The following is a 17,637-nucleotide window of genomic DNA, read 5'->3' on the forward strand; positions in this document are numbered from 1 at the left end:
GCGGCGGCGCGAGGGCGCGAAGCGCCCGCAGCGCCGACCGCGGCCCCTTTTTGATCGACATTTTTCAAGGAGCGGTGAGCGCGGCGCTTGCGCCGCGCGAACCCGACGCAGAAAAAGGTCGAGGTTCTTAGATCGTCGTCCGCCGCGGGTCCTCGCCGGTGAGTTGGCGGACCGTCAGCACGGGGACGGGGCAGGTGCGGACGACGCGCTCGGCAACGGAGCCGATCAGGAACCGGTTCTCGCCGTGGCGGCCGCGGGTGCCGGTGGCGACGCAGTCGGCGTCGACCTCGCGGGCGTAGGCGGCAATCTCGGCCGCGGGACGGCCCTCGCGGACGGTGCCCTCGACGTCGATGGCGACGGTCTCGGCGGCGCGCTCGCGCACCTCGTCGAGCGCCTCCCGGCCCTGCGCGTCGAGGGCGTCGCGGAGGTCCTCGCGGACGGCGTCGGGCGAGGACTCGACCTCGCCGCTGTCGACCACGTACAGCGCGTGGACCGTGGCGTCGAACCGGTCCGCGATGTCCAGCGCGACGCCGACCGCTCGGCTCACGCTCTCCGAGCCGTCCGTCGCGATGACGATGGTCTCGAACATGGACGGGCGTTCGCCGCGACGGGGCTTAAAAGCGGGCGGTGCCGGGCGGATGGCGCGGCGTGCGGGTGGTGCGGCGTGCGGGCGGTGCCGCGCGGGTGGTGCACGGGTGGCGCAGCGTGCGAGTGCGCGGCGTGCGGACGGTGTCGATCCACGGAGCGGCGAACATGACCCCGTCGGCCGCATCGGCCACGCCTTTACGCGTCCGTGCCGTACCGCCGGGCGAATGGCCGGTTGGATCGAGATCGTCGCGGTCGCCGCGGGCCTCCAGCTGCTGGCGCTGCCCGGCGAGAAGGGGCAGTTCGTCGTCGCCGGGCTGGCGACGCGGTACGACCCGTGGCGGGTGGTCGCGGGCGCGTCGCTGGCGTTCGGCTGCTGGACGGTCGTCGAGATCCTCGTGGCGGACGCGCTGCGCGGCGCGTTCCCCGAGGCCGCGGTGAGCGCGACGATGGGGCTGCTGTTCCTCGCGGTCGGCGCGTGGTACCTGCTGCCGGCGGTGTCGCTGCCGACGGCGGACCGCGAGGAGACGCTGCTGTCGCGGATCGAGGGGATCTCGCCGCCCGGCTACGAGGGGTTCGCGGCCGCGTTCGGGCTGTTCGCGGTCGGCGAGATCGGCGACAAGACGCAGCTTATCACCATCGCGCTCGCGGTGCGGTACGGCGCGGACCCGGCCGTGTGGGTCGGCGTGATGGCGGCGTTCGTGCCCGTGACGGCGGTGACGGCGTTCGCGTCCGCCCGGCTCTCCGACCGGATCCGACCGGCGCTGGTCCGGCGCGTCGCGGGGGCGGTGTTCGTCGCCTTCGGCGTGGACGCGCTCGCGGGCGCGCTGTTCGGACGGTCGCTGTTGCCGCTGTAGCGGCCAGAGCCGGCAGCCCGCGGCGGCCGTGGGAGGTGGACCGACGTTCGACCGCGCAACCGGAGGTTTTTGACGGCCGGCGACGACCGGGGAGTATGGTCGACCTCGAGATCGACCTCGTGCTGGCGCCGGTCGACGGCAGCGAGGAATCACAGGAGGCCGTCGAGTACGCGATAGCGGTCGCGAACGAGTACGACGCCACGATGCACGCGGTGTACGTGCTCGGCGAGGACGTGGTCCGCGCCATCGAGACGGGGGCGGTCGACGAGTCGGAGGTCGCCGCCGACACGGAGGCGTTCACCGAGGAGGTCCGCAAGCACGCGGCCGACCTCGACGTGAAGACCACCACCTCCATCGCCTACGGCTTCTCCACGAAGGTGAAGACCACCCATCCGGGGAGCGTGATCCTCGACACGGCCGAGGACCTCGACGCCGACTTCCTCGTCGTCCCCCGCGAACCGGTCTCCGGCGACCCCGGCGAGGTGTTGGAGAAGGCCGCCGAGTACGTCCTGCTGTACGCGAGCCAGCCCGTGCTCTCGGTGTAAGCGGCGCTGACCGGGGGGATTCCGGAGCCGAAACGTCTCGCGGCGCTTTTGGCGACGGACCGCGGAGATCAGGCAATGACCACTATCGTCGGCGTCTCCGGCAGTCGCCGAGCGGAGAGCTACACGCGGGCGGCGGTGTCGTGCGCGCTCGACGCCGCGGCCGCGGCGGGCGCAGAGACGGACCTGATCGACCTCGGCGCGGTCGATCTGCCGCTGTACCACCCCGACCGCGACGATCAGGGCGAGAGCGCGGCGCTCCGCCGGCGCGTGCGCGAGGCCGATGGCGTCGTCGTCGGGACGCCCGTCTATCACGGCTCCTACTCCTCGACGTTCAAGAACTTCCACGACTACTGCGGCCGTGACGACTACGAGGACACCGCGGTCGGCCTCGTCGCCACGGCCGGCGGGGGGTCGTACGGCGCAACGCTCGAACACGTCCGCGCGACGATGCGGAACGTCCACGCGTGGGTCGTCCCGCATCAGGTCGGGATCCGCGGCGCGTCGGGCGTCTTCGCGGACGGGGCGTTCACGGACGACGCCCTCCGCGATCGGACGGAGACGCTCGGCCTCGAGGTGTACGAACACGCCGAACGCCTGCGCCGCTGAGTGGATATGCTACGGCGACCCGGCGGCTTCGCCCGACGCCACGAGTTGCTCCTTCTCGGTCCGGGAGAGCTGCTTGATCGCGTGCTCGCGGGACATCGCGGCCGATTTCGTCTCGAACGACTCCACGTGGCGGAGCTCGACCGGCGTGCGCCCGCGGGTGTACTTCGCGCCCTCGCCGGCGTCGTGTTCGGCGACGCGTCGCTCGACGTCGGTGGTGTAGCCGGTGTAGAGCGTCCCGTCGGCACACTCCAGCACGTAGACGTAGTGCACGCCCCCGCTTCGACGCGGGCGCTAAAGAATCCCGGTTCCGGGGCCGCCCCGCCCCCGGTCGTGCGGTCGGTCGCGCTCGGCGTCGAGCGGGCGCGAGGGATGGCGGGGCGGCGACTCCCTCAGTTTTGCGTACGGGTGCGCTCTCGCGCCGCTTCCGCGATCCCGGCGTTCGCCGAACAGGCCGGACAGGCGAGCAGCTGTCCGACCTCGTCCGCGAACACACGGGCGAAGCGGTCCGACACGTGCGACCCGCAGTTGTCGCAGGTTGGCATGTTGGACCGGCATCCACCGCTTGCCGGCGGCCCTCAGTACGGGAGCGACGCTGAAATACCCTTGTCCTCTCCGCGTTTCGAGGGGTTGTGGGCGTCTACCCGAAAAATAATCGACCGAGTGTAAAACTCTCGCAAGATCGGTCGGTGACGGGCAGGAACCAATGACGATCCGTCACTTCGACGCGCCGTCACTCCGCGGTTACTCTCCGTTCGACTCCCCGTCCGCAGCGCCGCTCGTTCCGTCGATCGTCCGGGCGATCAGGCCGGCCTGTGCGCCGGCCACGAAGCCGGCGTCGACGTTGACGGTCGTCAGCACCGTACAGGACTGGAGGGTGCCGTACAGCGCCGCTTCCCCCTCGCCGCCGACGCCGTAGCCCGTCCCGACGGGGAGGCCGATGACGGGAGCGTCCACGAGCCCCGCGACGACGGTGGGAAGCGCGCCCTCGCGACCGGCCGCGACGATCACGACGTCGGCCCCGCGGATGCGGTCGAGCTGGTCGACGATCCGAAGGAGGCTCGCGACGCCGACATCCTCGATCAGGTCCACGTCGGCGCCGATCTCCGCGGCGACGGTCGCGGCCTCGCCCGCCACCGGTGCGTCCGAAGTCCCCGCGGTGACGACCGCGACGCGGGCGTCCAGCGACGGCGGCTCAAAGTCGGGCGCGTGGACCACGACGGTCCGCGTGCGCTCGTCGTGGTCGACGGTCGCGTCCGGAACGGACTCGTCGACCGCCTCGCGAACGGCCGCGGCCGTCTCCGTGCTGGTTCTGGTGACGACCGCGCGGCCGGCGGTCTCGACCGCAGTAACCGCGAGCGCGGCGGTCTCGGCCGCGGTCTTCCCCTCCGCGAGGACCGCTTCGGGGATCCCGCGTCTGTGCTCGCGGGCGGCGTCGAACCGCCCGGCCTCGGTCGTCGCGTAGCCCGCCAGCCGGGACTCCGCCTCCGCGACGGAGATGTCCCCGGCCGCGAGCGCGGCGAGCGTCTCGCGCATGGCCGATCCGTGGCGCTCGCCGGAGTCGTAGTTGTCGGTCCGGGCGCGCGCGAGACCGGCACCCCTCGGCTATCGGCAGCTTTGACCGCTTCCGGCGGGCCGGGACCGACTCGGAGCCGGTTGCCGCCCGGTCCGTGGCAGGTTTCAGCCGATTCGGCCCGGAAGATTTATGTCGGTGAGTGACACGCACCCCCGTCCGAACAGCCTGCAGGCGCCTCGTATCCGTCGAATTCAGGAAATCTTATAAACGGTGACGGGGAAGACCCGAGTGCATGGCAGACCTCATTGTCAAGGCAGCCGTCAAGGAAGCGCTCGAAGAGAAGAACGTCGCGTCGGACTTCTACGAGGCGCTCGACGAGGAAGTCGATGAGCTGCTCGAGGACGCCGCCCGCCGCGCGGAGGCGAACGACCGCAAGACGGTCCAGCCGCGCGACCTGTAACTCCGGGCGACCCCACACGTAACTTTCTCCGCGTCCCGCCGGTCTCACCGGCGCGGACCCGGAGGTTCTTTCATGGCCCGTAGCGGCGGCTCCGTCCCCGTCTGTGGCGTCCGTCCGCGACGTCGTCGTTCAGCCGACGAGGGTGAACCCGAGAAGGAGCCCCGCGGCCGCGGCCGGCGGGATCGTGAGGTTGTCGTCGACGGGATACCCGCGGATGATCGGCGGGAGCCCGTCGGCGACCGTCGCGCCGAGCGCGCCCAGGGCCGCGGCGGCGGCGCCCGCGGTCGGCCCCGCGGCGGCGACGGTGAACGGCAGCGCCAGCGCCAGACACGTCAGAAACATCGCGATCCACACGAGCGGCCGCTTCGGCTCGTCGGCCGCGTTGTCGCCGAGCGCACCGCTGACGGGGTCGCCGAGCGCCAGCATCAGCATCGCGGGGATCGCGACCGGTCGGGGGAGAAGGATTCCGGCGCCGGCCATGCTCAGCATGTAGAGCGCGTAGCCCGCGACGTTGTCGACCTCGTAGGGGCGCGTCAGCTTGCGGTAGACGGCGTGATCGAGCCCGACGGCCAGTCGGAGAAACTCCAGCAGGGCGACGACGATCAGCCCGGCAGCCAGCAGAAGTCGCGTCTCCGCCCACGACAGCCATCCGATCAGATACGGCACCACGAAGCCGACGCCGGCGGCGTGGACGAGTCGGCGCTCCAGCTCGACGCGCTCGCGCCAGCTGCGGGAGCGTTCCCCATCCGCCGCCTCCGTCATCGCGCGTCGACCCCCGGACCGTCGTCGCGCGACGACCCCCGACCGTCGTCGCGCGACGGTGCCTCGGCCATCGCGCTACTGCGTCTCCACGCCGCTGTCGACGGTCTCGTACGCGTCGAGGAACGACTCGAAGGAATCCTCGCCCGCCAGCAGCGGCGCGAGCGCGTCCGCGAGGCCGTCGACCGGAACGCGGACCTGTGCGGCCGTGTCGCGCTCGCGGACCGTGACGGTGTCCGGGCCGTCGCCCTCCAGCCCGTCGCGGTCGACGGTGACACAGAACGGCGTGCCGACCTCGTCCTGGCGGCGGTAGCGCCGGCCGATGGAGCCGGAGTCGTCGTAGGCGACGGAGAGGCCCTGCTCGCGCAGGTCGTTGGCCACGGACCGCGCGGTTTCGACGAGGGTCTCCTCGTTGGTCACGAGCGGGAACACCGCGGCGTCGGTCGGGGCGAGCGCCGGCTCCAGCGAGAGGTACGAGCGCTCCTCGCCGTCGACCTCGTCGACGCGGTAGGCGTGGGCCAGGAGGGTCTGGACCGTCCGGCCGACGCCGAAGGAGGGCTCGACGACGTGCGGCGTGACGTGCTCGCCGTTCTCGGTGACCTCCTCGACGGAGAAGTTCGCCACGTCCGCGTCGACGGTAACGGTCTCGCCGTCGACCTCGACGCTCACCGCGTCCGCCTCGAAGGCGTCGGGGTCGCGGGCGGCCAGGTCCTCCAGCGCCTCGGCGACCGCGGCGGCCCGCCCGCCGAACTCGGGGCCGAGCGTGGCCATGTCGGGGTCAACCGTCGCGCGCTCGACCGTCTTCGGCTCGTCGTAGCGCTGAAAGACGGTGAAGGCGTCGTCGCCGTACTCGCCGTGCTTCGAGAGGTCGTAGTCGGCGCGGTAGGAGAAGCCCGCGATCTCGATCCAGTCGCCGTCGACCTCGGACTCGGCGTCCCAGCAGTCCGCGGCGTAGTGGGCGCGCTCGCCCGGGAGGTGCTGGCGGAACCGGAACCGGTCCATGTCGACGCCGACACGCTCGTACCACTCCTGGGCGACGCCGAGGTAGTAGCCGACCCACGGGGAGCCGACCACACCCTCGTCGACCGCCTCGCCGACCGTCGTCTCGACGTAGTCGCCGTCCTCGGCCTCCTGCTCGTCGGCGGGGTACAGCAGGACCTCCACGTCAGCGACCTTCCACAGCGGCGGCTCGTCGTCCTCGGGGTGGATGAACTGCTCCAGCTCCGCCTGCGTGAACTCGCGGAGCCGAAGCAGGCCGCCGCGCGGCGAGATCTCGTTGCGGTAGGCGGCGCCGACCTGCGTGACGCCGAACGGGAGCCGGCCGCGGGCGTACTCCTTGAGCCGCGGGAACTCCACGAAGATGCCCTGCGCGGTCTCCGGGCGGAGGTAGCCGGGCTGGGAGTCGCCGGGGCCGATGTCGGTCGCGAACATGAGGTTGAAGTCCTCCACGTCCTGGCCCGCGAGCGGCGTGCCACAGGAGGGGCAGGCGATGCCGTGGTCGCGGATCAGAAGCTCCACCTCGGAGCCGGGTAGCGCCTCCGCGTCCTCGATGGAGGTCGCACCCTCCACGAGATGGTCCGCGCGGTGGGACTCGCCGCACTCGCCGCACTCGACGAGCATGTCGTCGAAGCCGTCGAGGTGGCCCGACGCCTCGAAGACGGCCTCGGGCATGATGTTCGGGGCCTCGATCTCTTGATTCCCCTCGGCGACGGTGAAGCGGTCGCGCCACGCGTCCTCGACGTTGCGCTTGAGCGCCGCGCCCTGCGGGCCGAACGTGTAAAAGCCCGCGGTGCCGCCGTAGGCGCCGTTGGAACCGAAGAAGAACCCCCGGCGCTTGGCCAGTTCCACGATCTCCGTGCCGGCCATCCTCAGATGCCCTCCAGCAGGTTCACGTCGCGGACGACGCCGACGAGCTCACCGCCGCTGACCAGGGGGATCTGCTCGATGTCGGTGGAGATCATCTCCTGGGCCGCCTCCTTGGCCGTGCGGCGCTTCGAGACGGTGACCACGTCCGCGGTCATGAACTCGCGGACGGGACCGGCCGGGATCTCGACGTTGCGGGTCGGGAAGTAGCGGTTGCCGACCGCCTTGATCCCCTCCCAGGCCCAGTCGTCGTCCTGGTTGGCGACGCTCTCGCCGGTGTCGTCCTCGCCCTCCACGACGCGGGCCACGTCCAGCACGTCGACCTCGGTGAGGATGCCCGCCATGGCGCCGTCGTCGTCGAGCGTGACCGCGTAGGGCACCTCCGAGAGCGCGATCTCGCGACCGGCGACCGGGAGCGGCGCCTCGACGTACGTCGCGTTGACCGCCGCGGTCGCCAGGTCGCCGACCGCGGTCTCGCCGTCGACCTCACCGCGGGCGATCGCCCGGATCACGTCCGTGACGGTGAGGATCCCGAGCAGCTCGTCGCCGTCAACGACGGGAACCCGGCGGGCGTCCTCGGTCACCATCAGGTCGGCCGCCTCGCGGATGCCGGCGTCGGCGCTCACGGTAGGCACATCGCGCATGAGTATCGCGAGCTGGTTCTCGTCCGGCTGCTCGATGAGGTCGTCCCGCGAGACGAGCCCGCGGTAGACCTCGCCCTCGTCGGTCTCCTTCACGACCGGGACCGAGGAGAAGCCGTACTCCTGGATGTACTCGAGCACGTCGTCGCGCGTCCCGGGAAGCTCGACGACCACGAGGTCGTCTCGGGGGGTCATCGCGTCGGCTACCTTCATGACCCGTCCTTCACCGGCGGTCCTCTTGTATACTGCGAAGGTGTGCGGACGCGTTCGCGGTCGCTCGTCCCGTCTCGCGCCCGGCTGTGGCGCGTCTCGACGCGCCGACCGCGGCTGCTGACGCTCGCGGCACCGCGCGTGGCGGTCCGCCGCGTCGGCGATCGCCTGACAGTTCGCGAAAACGTCGTGTGCGGTCGACGGATCCGCGGCGATCCCCGCGCCGTGCCGCCGATTCATAAGCACGTTCGTGAACAGATCGAGGATCCATCGATGTCTCTCCGACATGTTTATATTTGTCTGGTAGGTTCTACCAACCATGTCACGGAGTTCCACTCCCTGGGACGAGCCGGACACGAACCCCAACCCCCCGGCGCTGCCGGACGCGAACGACGCGCTCGCGTTTCCGGAGTCCCCGGACGTGATGGCGTCCGTCGACGCCACACACGAGCGACCGGAGTTCGTCATCGCGGACGTGTCCCGGGAGGACGCGTGGGTGTCGGTCGCGGAGGTCGACGCCGCGGTCCTCGAGGAGTGGTGCTGAGCGGTCGCGTCACGCCGGTTCTGCCGGCCGCGCTATTTCTGTCAGCCGCGCCGGTTCTGTCAGTTGCGAGTTAGTCCCCGCCGCCCGGCCGGAGCCCGCGGTCCGCCTCCCACGCCCGGATCAGCGCCGCCAGCGTGCGACAGGTCGGGACCGGAAGGGCGGCGGCGTCGGCGCGCTCCTCGACCGCGCCGTAGATGGCGTCGACCTCGGTGCGGCGCTCGGCGGTCAGGTCCTGTCGCATCGAGGAGTGGTTGGCGGCGGTCGCGTCGGCGACGTCCTCCAGCGCCGCGACCGCGTCCGCCTCGGAGAGAGCGACGCCCTCGGCGCGGGCGACGCGGGCGACCTCGCGTGCGGCCTCCGCGGCGACGCTCCGGGCCGGTCCGTCGACGAGCGCGCCGTTGTCGAGGTCGGCCAGCGCAGTCGGGGCGTTGATCCCCGCGTTGACCGCCAGCTTCTCGAAGCGGCGGCGCGGCATGTCTCCGACCGCGCGGGCGTCGATCCCCGCGTCGGCGAACGCCTCCGCGGTCCGACGTGCCGTCCGGTCCACCCCGCCCGAAAGCGGTCCGATCAGCACCTCGCCGACGCCGGTACACTCCACGCGACCGGGCTCGCGGAGGCGCGCGCCGTAGGTCGCGGTTCCAGCGAGGACGAACGCGTCGAGGCCGGCGACGAGTCGCTCCTCGGTCAGGCCGTTCTGGAGCGAGAGCACCGCGTCGTACTCGCCCGTCGCGAGCGCCCGCGCGGCCGCGTCCGTGTCGTACGCCTTCGTCGTGACCACGGCGAGGTCCGCGGCCCGGTCCGTGCCGTCGGTGAGCGCCCGCGGGTGGGTGTGGGCCTCGACCGCCCCCTCGACCCGGAGGCCGTCCTCGCGGACGCGGCGCATGTGCGGGTCCCGCCCGACGAGCGTCACGTCGTGGGCGCGCGCGAGCAGCCCGCCGACGAGGCTGCCGAGCGAGCCGGCGCCGAAGACGAGGATCTCCATGGGCACCGTTGCGCGGCCGATTCAAAAAGGCGTAGCGGTCGAGCAGGCGTCGTGACCGGTCCGTGCTCCGGCTGTGGGAACCAGTGACACCGGATATCTGCCGCCGCGAAAGGCTTTAGTAGGGTTGGGTGGCTACGGACTGTCAATGAGCGCGGACGCTCGTCACGACTCCGGTCTCGCCCGAGTCCGACGAGCGCCGCGACCGCGACGAGCGCCGCGTCCGGCGGGCCGACGACCGGCCCCGGACGCGACGCGACCGGCCCTCCGTGGCCAGTAATTCCTCACTTCCCTCGTCGCGTCGCACCGTTTCACCCCGTAGTTACCACGCTATTCGTCGTGGCGAGTGACGACGCCGCCTTTTTCTTCCAAAAATAAAATCGCGGAATTTAAGGGGATGAAGCGGTTCTACTCCGGTAATGACACGCGTGGCACTCGCGTTCAGCGGTGGACTTGACACGACCGTCTGCGTCCCGATCTTAGAAGAGGAGTACGGCTACGACGAGGTCGTCGGCGTCACGGTCGACGTCGGCCAGCCCGAGGCGGAGTTCGAGGAGGCCGAGGAGACGGCCGAGGCGCTCGGGCTCGAACACTACGTCGTCGACGCCAAGGCGGAGTTCGCGGAGCTCTGCTTCACCGGCGTCAAGGCGAACGCGACCTATCAGGGCTACCCACTCGGCACGGCGCTCGCGCGCCCGGTCATCGCCGAGGCGATCCTCGAGGTCGCGAAGGAGAAAGACTGCGATGCGGTCGCGCACGGCTGCACCGGGAAGGGGAACGACCAGCTCCGCTTCGAGACCGTGTGGCGCGGCTCGGACCTGGAGGTCATCGCGCCCGTCCGCGAGCTCGGGCTCACCCGCGAGTGGGAGATCGAGTACGCGGCCGAGAAGGACCTGCCCGTCGAGGCCGGCGACGGCGGCGTCTGGTCCATCGACACGAACATCTGGTCGCGCGCGGTCGAGGGCGGCGAGCTGGAGAATCCCGACTACATCCCGCCGGAGGACATCTACGAGTGGACCGCCGAGCCCGAGGGCGAGACGACCATCGAGGTGACCTTCGAGGCGGGCGTCCCGGTCGCGGTCGACGGCGAGGAGATGGCTCCCGTCGAGCTGATCCAGTACCTCAACGAGTACGCGGGCCAGTACGGCGTCGGCCGCACCGACGTGATGGAGGACCGCATGCTCGGGCTGAAGGTGCGCGAGAACTACGAGCACCCGGCCGCGACCGTCCTGCTGACCGCCCACGGGGCGCTGGAGGACCTCGTGCTCACGAAGGGCGAGCGCTCCTCGAAGAAGAGCATCGAGCAGGAGTGGTCCGAGAAGGCGTACCAGGGCCTCGTGTTCGCGCCGGTCGTGGACGCGCTGGAAGCGTTCATCGACGAGACGCAGACCGCGGTCACCGGCACCGCGACCGTGAAGGTCTCCGGCGGGAGCTGCCGCGTCGTCGCCCGCGACTCCGAGTACGCGGTGTACTCCGAGGAGATGGCCTCGTTCAACACGGAGGACGTGGCCGGCATCGCGCAGGAGGACGCCACGGGCGTCGCGAAGTACCACGGCCTCCAGGAGCGCCTGGCCAACGAGATCCACGCGGGCGTCGAGAAGCCGGAGCTCGCGGCGGACGGTGGCGCGGAAGCGGACGCAACGGCCGCGGACACCAGCTCCGATACCGTCGCCGAACACGCCGACGACTACCTGGGCGAGAACTGACCGATGACGAACGGCGACGCCCCCGAGACGGCCGTCCGCCGCGACCGCTTCAGCGGCGGCCCCGCGCGGGAGTTCCTTTCGAGCCTCGCGGCCGACGAGCGCATCTTCGCGGCTGACCTCGCGGTCGACCGCGCGCACGTGGTGATGCTCGCGGAGCAGGGGATCGTCGAGGGCGGCGTCGCCGGCGAGATCCTCGCGGCGCTCGCGGACGTGGAGGCGGCGGGCCACGGCGCGCTCCCGGACGGCGAGGACGTTCACGAGGCCATCGAGACCGCGGTGATCGACCGCGTCGGCCCGGACGGCGGGAAGATGCACACCGCGCGCTCGCGCAACGACGAGGTGGCGACCTGCATCCGGTACCGCTTACGCGGGGACCTACTGGACGCCGCCGCGGCGACCGTCACGCTGCGCGAGGCGCTCGTGGAGACCGCCCGCGAGCACGTCGAGACGGTCATGCCCGGCTACACGCACCTCCAGCCGGCCCAGCCGATCACGGTGGCCCACTGGATCCTCTCCTACGAGTCGGCGGTCGCCCGCGACACCGCGCGCCTGCTGGACGCCTACGACCGGACCAACCGCTCGCCGCTCGGCGCGGCCGCGTTCGCGGGGACGCCCTTCGACGTGGACCGCGACCGCACGGCCGCCCTGCTCGGGTTCGACGGCACCGTCCGCAACTCGATGGACGCCGCCGCCTCGCGGGACTTCCTCGCGGAGGCCGCGAGCGCGTTGGCGACGCACGCGACGACGCTGTCGGGGCTCGCGGAGGACGTGATTATCTACGCGAACAAGGGGCTCGTGGAGCTGGACGACGACTACTCGTCGACCTCCTCGATCATGCCCCAGAAGAAGAACCCGGACACCCTCGAACTGGTCCGCGGCGTCGCGGGCGACGCGGTCGGCGAGGTCTCCGGGACGCTCACCGCGCTGAAGGGGCTCCCACGCGCGTACAACCGCGACCTGCAGCGCGTCCACCCCGGCGTCTTCGAGGCGGCGGACGCGGTGACGGAGGCGACCCGCGTCGCGGCCGGCGCAGTCGCGACCGCCGACTGGAACGACGAGGCGCTCGCGGCCGCCGCAGGCGAGGGGTTCTCGACGGCGACCGGCGTCGCGGACCTGCTGGCGATGGCCGGCCTTCCCTTCCGCACGGCCCACGAGATCGTCGCCGCGGCCGCCGAGGCGGTCGAGGACGGGATGGACCCGGCAACCGCCGCCGCAAAAGTTGACGAGGCCGCCGCCGAGGTACTGGGGGAGTCCGTGTTCGCGTACGTGAGCCGTCAGGACGTGGAGGACGCGCTCGACCCCGCCCACAGCGTCGCGAGCCGCGACTCCGCCGGCGGCCCCGCCCCCGCGGCGGTCGCCGAGGAGCTCTCGGCCGCCGGCGACGCGGTCGAGGCCGACGCCGCGGCGGTCGACGCGCACCGCGACGCGCTCGCAGAGGCGGCCGACGCCCTCGAGGCGGAGGTGGCCGACTATGTCTGAGACGCTGCCCGCGGTCGGCGGTGCGGACGCGACTCGCCCGCGCCCGCCGCGACCGCTCCCGCCGTCCCCGCGAGGGGACAGATAACAACAGAAATCCGAGACGTGATTTCACAGGGCGGTTCTGATGGCCTTTTTCTGTCCGTTAGCGGTGTGTGCAATTGCATAAATTATCCGACAAGTTCGATGCCTTTATGTCCCTCAACGCAGTAGGTGAGCGTACGACAATGACCCAAGCCGAATGCGTCGAGTGTGGAGGGGACGTGTCCCTCTACGACGACCTGGAGGTCGGAGAGATCATCGACTGTGGAACCTGCGGCGCAGAGCTCGAAGTGATCGACGTCTCCCCGCCGGTCCTCGATCGAGCCCCGGAGCTCGAAGAGGACTGGGGGGAGTGAGATGAAGGTCGGCCTTCTCTACTCCCGGATCCGGAAGGACGAGAAGCTGCTCCTCGCGGAGCTGCGCGACCGCGGCCACGAGGTCGAGAAGATCGACGTGCGCAAGGAGCGCTTCGGGCTGGAGTCGACGACCGCGAACGTCGAGGACCTCGACATCGTCGTCGACCGCTGTCTGTCGACCAGCCGCTCGCTGTACGCGAGCCGCTTCCTCGACAGCTACGGCGTCCCGGTCGTGAACGGGCCGGAGACGGCCGACGTCTGCGCGGACAAGGCGAAGAACTCGCTCGCGCTCGCGGAGGCGGGCGTGCCCACGCCCGCGACCGAGGTGGCGTTCACCACGGACGCGGCGCTGGAGGCCATCGAGGAGTTCGGCTACCCCTGCGTCCTCAAGCCGGTCGTCGGCTCGTGGGGGCGCCTGATGGCGAAGATCGAGTCCCGCAGCGCCGCGGAGGCGATTCTGGAACACAAGGCGACGCTCGGCCACTACGAGCACAAGGTGTTCTACGTCCAGGAGTTCGTCGACAAGCCGGGCCGCGACATCCGCGTCGTGGCCGTCGACGGCGAGCCGGTCGCCGCGATGACCCGCACCTCGGACCACTGGCTCACGAACGCCGCGAAGGGCGGCGAGGTGACCGCCTTCGAGGTGGACGAGACGGTCGCGGACCTGGTCAAGACGGCCTCCGACGCGGTCGGGGGCGGCCTGCTCGGCGTCGACCTGATGGAGGTCGGCGGCGAGGGCTCCGGCGAGTACACCGTCCACGAGGTGAACCACACGGTGGAGTTCAAGGCGCTGAACTCCGCGGTCGAGACGGACGTGCCCGCGGCGGTCGTCGACTGGCTGGAGACGAAGGCGGAGGCGGCCGCGGGAAACGATGACGACGCGGTCGAGGTGACCGCACCGTGACCGCGGGCGGCGAGACGCTCACCGCGGGCGTGATCGGCGGCACCGGCTTCGCGGGCGGCGAACTGCTTCGCCTGCTGGCCGGCCACCCGAACTTCGACATCGAGCAGGCCACCTCGCGGTCGGCGGGCGGCAAGACCGTCGGCTCGGTCCACCCGAACCTGCGCGGGCTCGACCTGCGCTTCTCGGACCCCGAGGACATCGCGTCGGTTGACGTGCTGTTCGCGGCGACGCCCCACGGCGTCTCGATGGAACAGATCGACCGCTACTTCGAGGCGGCCGACACGGTCGTCGACCTCTCGGCGGACTTCCGGCTGCCGGAGGCCGCGCTCTACGACGAGTGGTACGAGGGTCACGACGCGCCCGAGTACCTCGACAAAGCCGAGTACGCGCTCCCGGAGCTGAACCGCGAGAACCTCCCCGGCGCGGAGCTGATCGCCGGCGGGGGCTGTAACGCCACCGCGACGATGCTCGGGCTGAAGCCGCTCGTGGACGCGGGCGTGCTCGGTCCCGACACCGGCGAGGTCGTGGTCGACGTGAAAGTGGGCTCCTCGGAGGGCGGCGCCGGCGGCGGCGCGGCCTCCTCGCACCCCGAGCGCTCGGGCGTCGTGCGTCCGTACGCGCCGATCAGCCACCGCCACGAGGCGGAGATCGGCGCCTACCTCGGGCTGGACGTCTCCTTCACGGTCCACGCGGTCGAGATGGTCCGCGGCGCGTCCGCGACCTGCCACGTCTTCCCGGACGGGCCCGTCTCGAAGGGCGACCTCTGGGGCGCCTACCGCGGCGCCTACGAGGAGGAGCCGTTCATGCGGATGGTGTCGGGCGGGGGCGGCGTCTACCGCTACCCCGAGCCGAAGGCGGTCGCCGGGACGAACTACGGCGAGGTCGGCTTCGAGCTCGACGCGAGCAACGAGCGCGTCGTCGTCTTCTCGGCCATCGACAACATGATGAAGGGCTCGGCCGGACAGGCGGTCCACGCCGCCAACGTCGCGCTCGGCTTCGAGGAAACTGCCGGCCTGGAGTTCCAGGGGCTTCACCCCGTGGGGTCGCCGTGAGCGACGACGCCAGCGCGGAGCCGCCGGTGGTCGTGAAGGTCGGCGGCGCGAAGGCGGTCGATCCGGCCGGCGCGGTCGGGGACGTGGCCCACCTCGTCGCCAACGGCCGCGACGTGGTCGTGGTCCACGGCGGGTCGACCGCGGTCGACGACCTGCTGGACCGGCTCGGCGTCGAGCCGGAGTACGTGGAGTCGGCCTCCGGCGTCACCGGCCGCTTCACCGACGCGGAGACGATGGAGGCGTTCACGATGGCGATGGCGGGCCAGGTCAACACCGACCTCGTCGCGACGCTACGCGAGGCGGGCGTCGATGCGGTCGGCCTCTCGGGCGTCGACGGCGGCGTCCTCTCGGGGCCCCGCAAGTCCGCGGTCCGCGTCGTCGAGGGCGGGAGGAAGAAGATCCGCCGCGGCGACCACTCCGGCAAGCCGGAGTCGGTCAACGCGGACCTGCTCTCGACGCTGCTCGGCGACGGCTACGTCCCGGTCGTCTCGCCGCCGATGGCGGGCCAGGAGTCCGACGGGGGCGTCACCGCGGTCAACACGGACGCGGACCGCGCGGCCGCGGCGATCGCGGGCGCGCTCGGCGCCGAGCTGGTCCTGTTGACGGACGTGGCCGGCGTCTACGCCGACCCGGACGACCCCGAGACCCTGATCGACGCCGCCACGACGCCCGGCGACCTCGCGGACGTGGAGGCGGCCGCGGAGGGGTTCATGGGCAAGAAGGTCATGGCGGCCAAGGAGGCGCTCTCCGGGGGCTCCCCGGAGGTCGTCGTCGCGGACGCGAACGTGCGCGACCCCGTGGTCAACGCGCTCGGCGACGGCGGGACCCACATCACGGCCGCCGCGCTGGCCGAGGAGGGGGAGGCCTGATGTCGGGGTTCGTCTTCTCGGAGAAGCCGATCACGATCGAGTCCGGCGAGGGCGTCCACCTCACCGGATCGGACGGCACCGAATACCTCGACTTCGGCGCGAGCTACGCCTGCACGCCGCTCGGTCACTCGCACCCGGCCGTCACCGAGGCGGTCCAGGAGCAGGCCGCGGCGCTGACCTACGTACAGGCCTCCTACCCCGTCGACACCCGGACGGAGACCTACGAGAAGCTCGCGGCGCTGGCGCCCGGCGATCTGGACAACGTCTGGCTCTGTAACTCCGGCACGGAGGCCAACGAGGCCGCGATGAAGTTCGCGCGCGCCGCGACCGGCGACTCGAAGATCGTCGCCACCAAGCGCGCGTTCCACGGCCGGACGATGGGCGCGCTCGCGCTGACGTGGAAACAGAAATATAAGGCCCCGTTCGAGCCGCTGGCGGGTGACGTGGAGTTCATCGAGTACGGCGATGCGGACGCGCTCGAGGACGCGATCACGGACGACACCGCCGCGCTGTTCCTCGAGCCCGTGCAGGGCGAGGGCGGGATCCACCCCGCCACCGTCGACTACCTGCAGGCGGCCCGCGAGGCGACCGCCGACGCGGACGCCGCCCTCGTCTTCGACGAGATCCAGACCGGCGTCGGTCGGACCGGGACGCTGTGGGCCTGTGAGCAGGCGGGAGTGGTCCCCGACATCCTCACGACGGCGAAGGGGATCGCCAACGGCCTGCCGATGGGCGCGACGCTCGTCGCGGACTGGGTCGCGGAGTCGCCCGGCGACCACGGCTCGACCTTCTCGGGCGGACCTGTCGTCTGTGCGGCCGCGAACGCGACGCTGGACGCGGTCGTCGAGGAGGACCTGCCCGCCCACGCGAAGGAGCTCGGCGACTACCTCGTCTCGGAGATCGAGGCGACCACGGACGAGCACGACCTGCCGGTGCGGAGCGTCCGCGGGTCGGGCCTGATGGTCGGCATCGAGGTGAAACGCGGGGCGAACCGCGTCCTCCGCGATCTGGCCGTGAACCACGGCGTGCTCGCGCTTCCCGCGGGTCGCAGCGTGGTGCGCCTGCTGCCGCCGCTCGTCGCCGAGGAGGCACACGCGGACGCGTTCGTCGAGGCGTTCACCGAGGTGCTCTCGTGATGGCGAGCGACGGCGAAGCAGACACGACTGAGTCGGACGCGGCCGGGACCGGCGAGACGGCGGGCGCCGAAAGCGGCGGCGTTCCCGAGGCGGAGATCGTCGCGGGCGGCGACGGGGACCACCCCGACGCCTGCGACACGCCGGCCCGCAAGCTGCTGTACGACCTGGTGTCTATCCCCTCGCCCTCCGGCGAGGAGGCAGCCGCGGCCGAGCGCCTACAGGAGTTCTTCGCGGCGAACGGTCGCGAAGCGTGGATCGACGAGGTCGGGAACGTCCGCGCGCCCGCCGACGACTCGGTGCTTTTGACCTCTCACGTCGACACCGTACCGGGCGACATCCCGGTCGCGGTGAAGCCGGCCGAGGCGTACGAGGAGGACGGCCCCGCGCTGTGGGGCCGTGGGACGGTCGACGCGACCGGGCCCCTCGTGGCGATGGCCGTCGCCGCGGTCGCGACCGGCGTCTCGTTCGTCGGCGTCGTCGGCGAGGAGACGGACTCCCGCGGCGCGCGCCACCTCGTCGCCGACCGCGACGCGG

The 17,637-nt window shown here is 71.6% G+C and carries 21 protein-coding genes; 13 read left to right on the forward strand and 8 right to left on the reverse strand.

Annotated elements, in window-relative coordinates:
- Nucleotides 1-127: 127 nt before the first annotated feature.
- A complete protein-coding gene (locus AN233_RS14810; RefSeq protein ID WP_058367539.1) occupies nt 128-589 on the reverse strand; it encodes a universal stress protein in 462 nt (153 codons plus the stop codon).
- Between the two features lie 223 nt (nt 590-812).
- Here AN233_RS14810 and AN233_RS14815 point away from each other — a divergent pair, with 223 nt between their 5' ends.
- The 3 genes from AN233_RS14815 to AN233_RS14825 all read left to right on the forward strand — a co-directional run bounded on the left by AN233_RS14815 (nt 813) and on the right by AN233_RS14825 (nt 2,593).
- A complete protein-coding gene (locus AN233_RS14815) occupies nt 813-1,442 on the forward strand; it encodes a TMEM165/GDT1 family protein (protein ID WP_058367540.1) in 630 nt (209 codons plus the stop codon).
- A gap of 95 nt (nt 1,443-1,537) precedes the next feature.
- Entirely contained in the window at nt 1,538-1,987 is a 450-nt protein-coding gene (locus AN233_RS14820) for a universal stress protein (RefSeq protein WP_058367541.1), read from the forward strand.
- A 75-nt stretch (nt 1,988-2,062) separates the two neighbouring features.
- Nucleotides 2,063-2,593, forward strand: a complete 531-nt coding sequence (locus AN233_RS14825) for an NADPH-dependent FMN reductase (protein WP_058367542.1) — start codon at nt 2,063-2,065, stop codon at nt 2,591-2,593.
- A 9-nt stretch (nt 2,594-2,602) separates the two neighbouring features.
- On the opposite strand, the gene AN233_RS14830 is transcribed toward AN233_RS14825, so the two are convergent.
- The 3 genes from AN233_RS14830 to larB form a co-directional block, all read right to left on the reverse strand.
- Nucleotides 2,603-2,863 (reverse strand): GIY-YIG nuclease family protein, encoded by a 261-nt coding sequence (locus tag AN233_RS14830; RefSeq protein ID WP_058367543.1) that lies wholly within the window; start codon nt 2,861-2,863, stop codon nt 2,603-2,605.
- 119 nt (nt 2,864-2,982) lie between these two features.
- Complete coding sequence (locus AN233_RS18445) at nt 2,983-3,135, reverse strand: DUF7563 family protein (RefSeq protein ID WP_449271526.1); 153 nt, start codon at nt 3,133-3,135, stop codon at nt 2,983-2,985.
- A gap of 199 nt (nt 3,136-3,334) precedes the next feature.
- On the reverse strand, nt 3,335-4,126 hold the full coding sequence (gene larB, locus AN233_RS14835; RefSeq protein ID WP_058367544.1) for a nickel pincer cofactor biosynthesis protein LarB: 792 nt from the start codon (nt 4,124-4,126) through the stop codon (nt 3,335-3,337).
- Between the two features lie 272 nt (nt 4,127-4,398).
- On the opposite strand from larB, the gene AN233_RS14840 reads away from it, so the two are divergent.
- The gene (locus AN233_RS14840; protein ID WP_058367545.1) at nt 4,399-4,566 is read left to right on the forward strand and encodes a DUF1931 family protein; all 168 of its coding nucleotides are present in this window, start codon (nt 4,399-4,401) and stop codon (nt 4,564-4,566) included.
- A 129-nt stretch (nt 4,567-4,695) separates the two neighbouring features.
- Here AN233_RS14840 and AN233_RS14845 read toward each other — a convergent pair whose 3' ends face one another.
- From AN233_RS14845 to AN233_RS14855, 3 genes are all read right to left on the reverse strand, one after another.
- The gene (locus AN233_RS14845) at nt 4,696-5,328 is read right to left on the reverse strand and encodes a hypothetical protein (RefSeq protein ID WP_058367546.1); all 633 of its coding nucleotides are present in this window, start codon (nt 5,326-5,328) and stop codon (nt 4,696-4,698) included.
- A gap of 75 nt (nt 5,329-5,403) precedes the next feature.
- Nucleotides 5,404-7,191 carry a glycine--tRNA ligase gene (gene glyS, locus AN233_RS14850; RefSeq protein WP_058367547.1) on the reverse strand — a complete coding sequence of 596 codons (1,788 nt, stop codon included), beginning with the start codon at nt 7,189-7,191 and terminating at the stop codon, nt 5,404-5,406.
- A 2-nt stretch (nt 7,192-7,193) separates the two neighbouring features.
- Nucleotides 7,194-8,042, reverse strand: a complete 849-nt coding sequence (locus tag AN233_RS14855) for a CBS domain-containing protein (protein WP_058367648.1) — start codon at nt 8,040-8,042, stop codon at nt 7,194-7,196.
- Nucleotides 8,043-8,358: 316 nt separating this feature from the next.
- Between AN233_RS14855 and AN233_RS14860 the strand changes: the two genes are divergently transcribed.
- A complete protein-coding gene (locus tag AN233_RS14860) occupies nt 8,359-8,583 on the forward strand; it encodes a DUF7556 family protein (protein ID WP_058367548.1) in 225 nt (74 codons plus the stop codon).
- A 70-nt stretch (nt 8,584-8,653) separates the two neighbouring features.
- Here the strand turns inward: AN233_RS14860 and AN233_RS14865 are convergent, their stop codons facing one another.
- Nucleotides 8,654-9,565, reverse strand: a complete 912-nt coding sequence (locus AN233_RS14865; protein ID WP_058367549.1) for a ketopantoate reductase family protein — start codon at nt 9,563-9,565, stop codon at nt 8,654-8,656.
- Nucleotides 9,566-9,981: 416 nt separating this feature from the next.
- Here AN233_RS14865 and AN233_RS14870 point away from each other — a divergent pair, with 416 nt between their 5' ends.
- The 8 genes from AN233_RS14870 to AN233_RS14905 all read left to right on the forward strand — a co-directional run.
- On the forward strand, nt 9,982-11,268 hold the full coding sequence (locus tag AN233_RS14870; RefSeq protein ID WP_058367550.1) for an argininosuccinate synthase: 1,287 nt from the start codon (nt 9,982-9,984) through the stop codon (nt 11,266-11,268).
- Between the two features lie 3 nt (nt 11,269-11,271).
- Entirely contained in the window at nt 11,272-12,747 is a 1,476-nt protein-coding gene (gene argH / locus AN233_RS14875; RefSeq protein WP_058367551.1) for an argininosuccinate lyase, read from the forward strand.
- Between the two features lie 224 nt (nt 12,748-12,971).
- Nucleotides 12,972-13,142: a lysine biosynthesis protein LysW gene (gene lysW / locus AN233_RS14880; protein ID WP_058367552.1), complete on the forward strand. Its 171-nt coding sequence runs from the start codon at nt 12,972-12,974 to the stop codon at nt 13,140-13,142.
- A gap of 1 nt (nt 13,143) precedes the next feature.
- Nucleotides 13,144-14,046, forward strand: a complete 903-nt coding sequence (gene lysX / locus AN233_RS14885) for a lysine biosynthesis protein LysX (RefSeq protein WP_058367553.1) — start codon at nt 13,144-13,146, stop codon at nt 14,044-14,046.
- Complete coding sequence (gene argC, locus AN233_RS14890) at nt 14,043-15,098, forward strand: N-acetyl-gamma-glutamyl-phosphate reductase (protein WP_058367554.1); 1,056 nt, start codon at nt 14,043-14,045, stop codon at nt 15,096-15,098. Before lysX ends, argC begins: the two co-directional genes overlap by 4 nt.
- Nucleotides 15,095-15,967, forward strand: coding sequence for an acetylglutamate/acetylaminoadipate kinase (locus AN233_RS14895; RefSeq protein WP_058367555.1), 873 nt, complete (start codon nt 15,095-15,097; stop codon nt 15,965-15,967). Before argC ends, AN233_RS14895 begins: the two co-directional genes overlap by 4 nt.
- On the forward strand, nt 15,967-17,103 hold the full coding sequence (locus tag AN233_RS14900) for an aspartate aminotransferase family protein (RefSeq protein WP_058367556.1): 1,137 nt from the start codon (nt 15,967-15,969) through the stop codon (nt 17,101-17,103). Before AN233_RS14895 ends, AN233_RS14900 begins: the two co-directional genes overlap by 1 nt.
- Nucleotides 17,103-17,637, forward strand: a 535-nt coding sequence (locus AN233_RS14905) for a M20/M25/M40 family metallo-hydrolase (protein ID WP_125920050.1), incomplete at its 3' end; no start/stop codon positions are given. The genes AN233_RS14900 and AN233_RS14905, both read left to right, overlap by 1 nt.

Origin of the sequence: Haloparvum sedimenti, from assembly GCF_001462205.1 — an archaeon.
Lineage (GTDB): Archaea > Halobacteriota > Halobacteria > Halobacteriales > Haloferacaceae > Haloparvum > Haloparvum sedimenti.